The organism is Rhizobacter sp. P3_B12, assembly GCF_056402895.1.
Window position 1 is genome coordinate 1 of record NZ_JBFUGN010000426.1, and the last position, 5088, is coordinate 5088.

Genomic DNA, 5088 nt, shown 5'->3' on the forward strand with positions numbered 1-5088 from the left:
GGCCGTGTTGTCCGCAGCCAGACTGAACGAACCGTATGGTTTTCAAAGCCCTTTGCTTTGGTTACTTTCATTTGGGCTCAAATGAAAGTGACTCGCCCGCCGGGGCGAAACCCGGCAACGCCACGCAGTGCTCAGATCTCGACCTTCGACCCGAGTTCGACCACTCGATTGGTGGGAAGCGACAGAAAATCCGCCGCCGCCRCCGCATTCCGATGCATCCCCGCGAACAGCTTCTCGCGCCAGCTCGCCATGCCGCTGCCGAAGGTCGGGATCACGATGTCGCGCGACAGGAAATACGAAGTCTCCATGTCGTCCATCTGGCAGCCTCTCGTGCGCAGGAAGTTCAACGCCTCCGGCACGTCCGGCTCGTTCTTGAAGCCGAAGTGCACCGTCACCTGCCAGCAATCGCGCCCCAACGGCTCCATCTCGCAACGCTTCTCGAAGCCGATCCACGGCACCTCGTGCAGCTTCACCGTCACGAACAGGTTGGTCTCGTGCAGCACCTTGTTGTGCTTCAGGTTGTGCAACAACGCATTCGGCGTCAGCCCCTGTTCGCTGACCAGGAACACCGCCGTGCCGGCCACCCGCGTCGGCGGACTCACGAACACCGCATCGAGAAAACTCTTCAGATCGATCGCGTCCTCGCGCAGGCGCTCGGCCATCAGCCGCCGGCCCTGCTTCCAGGTCATCATGATCATGAACATCACGCCACCGATCACCACCGGGAACCAGCCGCCGTCGAACACCTTGATGACGTTCGCGCTGAAATAGGTGAAGTCGACCAGGAAGAAGAAACCCGTCGCCGCCATGCTCAGCGACCACGGATACCGCCAGCCGTAACGGATCACGAAGAAGGTCATCGTGGTCGTGATCAGCATGTCGATCGTCACCGCAATGCCATACGCCGCCGCCAGCTTGCTGCTCGAGCCGAAGGTCACGACCGCCAGCACGATGCAGGCATACAGCCCCCAGTTGACGAACGGCACATAGACCTGCCCCGTCTCGCGCACCGAGGTGTGCAGGATGCGCAGCCGCGGCAGGTAGCCGAGCTGCATCGCCTGCTTCGTCACCGAGAACGCCGCCGTGATCAGCGCCTGCGACGCGATCACCGCCGCCAGCGTCGCCAGGCCGATCAGCGGGTACACCGCCCACTGCGGCGCCATCTCGTAGAACGGGTTCTTCACGTTCTCCGGGTGCGCCAGCAACATCGCGCCCTGCCCGAAATAGTTCAGAACCAGCGCCGGCATCGCAAGGCTGAACCACGCAAGACGGATCGGGCGCTTGCCGAAGTGGCCCATGTCGGCATACAGCGCCTCGGCACCGGTCACGCACAGCACGATCGAGCCGAGCGCGATGAACGCGATCGCCGGGTGACCCAGCAGGAAGTCCAGCGCGTAGTGCGGGCTCAGCGCCGCCAGCACGGCCGGGTTCGTCACGATCTGCGACAGCCCCAGCACCGCCAGCACCGCGAACCACAGCACCATCACCGGGCCGAACAGCTTGCCCACCGTCGCGGTGCCATGGCGCTGCACCAGGAACAGCAGCGTCAGCACGACCAGCGACAAGGGCACGATGTAGTGGTGCAGCCCGGGCGCCGCGACCTCCAGGCCCTCGATCGCCCCCAGCACCGTGATGGCCGGCGTGATCACGCCATCGCCGAAGAAGATCGCCGTGCCGAAGATGCCGACCATCAACAGCCGCTTGCGCAGCACCGGCCGGTCCTTCACCGCCTGCGACGCCAGTGCGAGCATCGCGATCAACCCGCCTTCACCGTTGTTGTCGGCCCGCAGGATCAGCACCACGTACTTCACCGAGACCACCACCGTCAGCGTCCAGAACACCAGCGACAGCACGCCGTAGATGTTCTGCGGCGTCAACGGCACGTGGCCGTGGGCGAAGACTTCCTTGAGTGCGTAGAGGGGGCTGGTGCCGATGTCGCCGTAGACGACGCCAAGGGCGCCCAGCGTCAGGGCGGCCAGGCTGGAGCTGGGACGATGCTGATTCACGATCCACCGCGCCCGCCGAAGGGGCACGGCTCAATCCAAAGGAGGGCCATTGTGCGCCCGCGGATACGCCCGGAAACAGGTCGCCCACCCCCACCCCCAAGCTGTCGGGGGTTGATGTTGCACTGCAGCAACGAGTGGTGTAGGGCCGAGCGCCGGGCCGCCCCAAGCCGGCCCGCATCCCCACGGGGGATCGGTCGACGTACCCGTCGACCGAGGGGCTCCATTTACTCGTAGACCTCGGCGTCGGGGTCGGTGGCTTCCATTTCGTAACTCGCAGCCAGCATCGCCAAGCGAGCGATCACTCCGTACATATAGAAGCGATTCGGCGCACTCGCACCCGGCTTGACGCCCGGCTTGGGCAGCTGGTTCGACTCGGCGAAGGCCAGCGGCACGAAGCTCGCCCCGGGGGAATTCAGGTTCTCGTCGATGCCGCGCTCGGCGTTGACGCGGTAGAAGCCGCCGACCACGTAGCGGTCGATCATGTAGACGACCGGCTCGGCGACGGCGTCGTTGACGCGCTCGTAGGTCGGCACGCCTTCCTGCAGGATGACCTCGCTGACCTCCTGGCCGTCCTTGATCACGCTCATCTTGTTGCGTGCCTTGCGGTTCAGGTCGACCAGGTCCTTCGGGTCACGCACCGTCATGATGCCCATGCCGTAGGTGCCGGCATCGGCCTTCACGATGATGAAAGGCTTCTCCTGGATGCMGTATTCCTTGTACTTGCGGCGGATCTTGCCGAGCAGCGCCTCGGCGTTGCTCGCCAGGCATTCGGCGCCGGTGCCGTCGCTGAAATTGACCTCGCCGCAGCGGGCGAACATCGGGTTGATCAGCCACGGGTCCRTGCCCAGCAGCTTGGCGAACTTCTTCGCGACCTCTTCGTAGGCCTGGAAGTGGTTGGTCTTGCGGCGCACCGCCCAGCCGGCGTGCAGCGGCGGCAGCAGGTACTGCTCGTGCAGGTTCTCCAGCACCTTCGGGATGCCGGCCGACAGGTCGTTGTTCAGCAGGATCGTGCAGGGGTCGAAATCCTTCAGCCCGAGGCGGCCGCGCGTGCGCAGCAGCGGCTCGACGGTCAGCGCACTRCCGTCGGGCAGGTCGATCTGCGTCGGCGCCTTGATGGTGTCGTCCAGCGTGCCCAGGCGCACGTTCAGCCCGGCCTGGTGGAAGATCTGCATCAGGCGCGCCACGTTCGTCAGGTAGAACGTGTTGCGGGTGTGCTTCTCGGGGATCAGCAGCAGGTTCTTGGCCTCGGGGCAGATCTTCTCGATCGCCGCCATCGCCGCCTGCACCGCCAGCGGCAGCATCTCGGGCGTCAGGTTGTTGAAGCCGCCGGGAAACAGGTTGGTGTCGACCGGCGCCAGCTTGAAGCCGGCATTGCGCACGTCGACCGAGGTGTAGAACGGCGGCGTGTGCTCCATCCATTCGAGGCGGAACCAGCGCTCGATGGCCGGCAGCGATTCGAGGATGCGCTGCTCCAGTTCGTTGATCGGGCCGGTGAGTGCAGTGATGAGATGGGGAACCATAAGAGCCCGTTGAACGCCTGGGGATCGCGGATTCTAGGCATCTGGGGTCGCCCGCGTCGATGGCAAGCGGGGAGGCCCCGGCCGGTGTGCGCCATGCGTCACGACCGGCGGGCCCCCGGCACGGCAAAAGAAAAGGCCGCCCGGAGGCGGCCTTCCCAGTGTCCCGCGGGCCGAAGCCCGCGTCCCTCTTCCCAATTTATTGGTGATAGGCCGTCTCGCCGTGCGCCGAGATGTCCAGGCCTTCGCGTTCCTCTTCTTCCGTCACGCGCAGGCCGACCACCAGGTCGACGATCTTGAACGCCACCACCGAGACCACGCCCGACCAGACGATGGTCAGGACCACGGCCTTCAGCTGGATCCACACCTGGGCGCCGATGCCGTTGGAGGTGACCGTGGCCGTGACCCAGTCGCCCACCAGGCCGGGGCCGCCGAGCGACTGCGTGTTGAACACGCCCGTCAGCAGCGCGCCGACGATGCCGCCGACGCCGTGCACGCCGAACACGTCCAGCGAGTCGTCGGCGCCGAGCAGCTTCTTCAGCGCGTTGACGCCCCACAGGCAGGCGAAACCGGCGACGAAGCCGATCACGATCGCGCCCATCAGGCCRACATTGCCGGCCGCCGGCGTGATCGCCACCAGGCCCGCCACCGCACCGGAAGCCGCACCCAGCATCGAGGCCTTGCCCCGCATCAGCGCTTCACCGATCGACCACGCGAGCACCGCGGCCGAGGTGGCCGTGAAGGTGTTCATGAAGGCGAGCACGGCGCTGTTGCCGGCTTCGAGCGCCGAACCGGCGTTGAAGCCGAACCAGCCCACCCACAGCAGCGAGGCACCGACCATCGTCAGCGTCAGCGAGTGCGGCGTGAACGCTTCCTTGCCGTAGCCGACGCGCTTGCCGACCATGTACGCACCCACCAGGCCCGCCACGGCGGCGTTGATGTGCACCACCGTGCCGCCCGCGAAGTCGAGCGCGCCCCATTGCCAGATCCAGCCGGCCTTCGCGTTCATCTCGTCGACGACACCTGCGGCGCTGTATGCATCCGGGCCCATCCAGAACCAGACCATGTGCGCGATCGGCGCGTAGCTGAAGGTGAACCACAGCGTCATGAACAGCAGCACGGCCGAGAACTTGATGCGCTCGGCGAACGCGCCGACGATCAGGCAGCAGGTGATGCCGGCGAAGGTCGCCTGGAACGCGGCGAACAGCAGCTCGGGGATGTAGACGCCCTTGCTGAAGGTCGCGCCCATCGCGAACACGCCGGTCGCCGGGTCGAAGATGCCCTTCATGAACAGCCGGTCGAGGCCGCCGACGAACCTGTTGCCCTCGGTGAACGCCAGGCTGTAGCCATAGATGGTCCACAGCACGACGATCAGCGAGAAGGTGACCATCACCTGCATCAGCACCGACAGCATGTTCTTGCTGCGGACCAGGCCGCCGTAGAACAGCGCCAGGCCCGGCACCGTCATCATGATCACGAGCAGCGTCGCGACGATCATCCAGGCGACGTCGCCCTTGTTGGCGACCGGCACGGCAGGCGCCGACGCGGCCGCCGCAGCGGACGCT

3 protein-coding genes are annotated in these 5088 nt (G+C 65.9%); all 3 read right to left on the reverse strand.

The window, feature by feature from the left end:
• Positions 1–131 precede the first annotated feature (131 nt).
• Complete coding sequence (locus AC1D01_RS20265; protein ID WP_477869430.1) at positions 132–2006, reverse strand: potassium transporter Kup; 1875 nt, start codon at positions 2004–2006, stop codon at positions 132–134.
• A 224-nt stretch (positions 2007–2230) separates the two neighbouring features.
• Positions 2231–3526, reverse strand: a complete 1296-nt coding sequence (gshA, locus tag AC1D01_RS20270) for a glutamate--cysteine ligase (RefSeq protein WP_477869432.1) — start codon at positions 3524–3526, stop codon at positions 2231–2233.
• A gap of 196 nt (positions 3527–3722) precedes the next feature.
• Positions 3723–5088: ammonium transporter (locus AC1D01_RS20275; protein WP_477869434.1), on the reverse strand; the 1366-nt coding region annotated here is incomplete at its 5' end.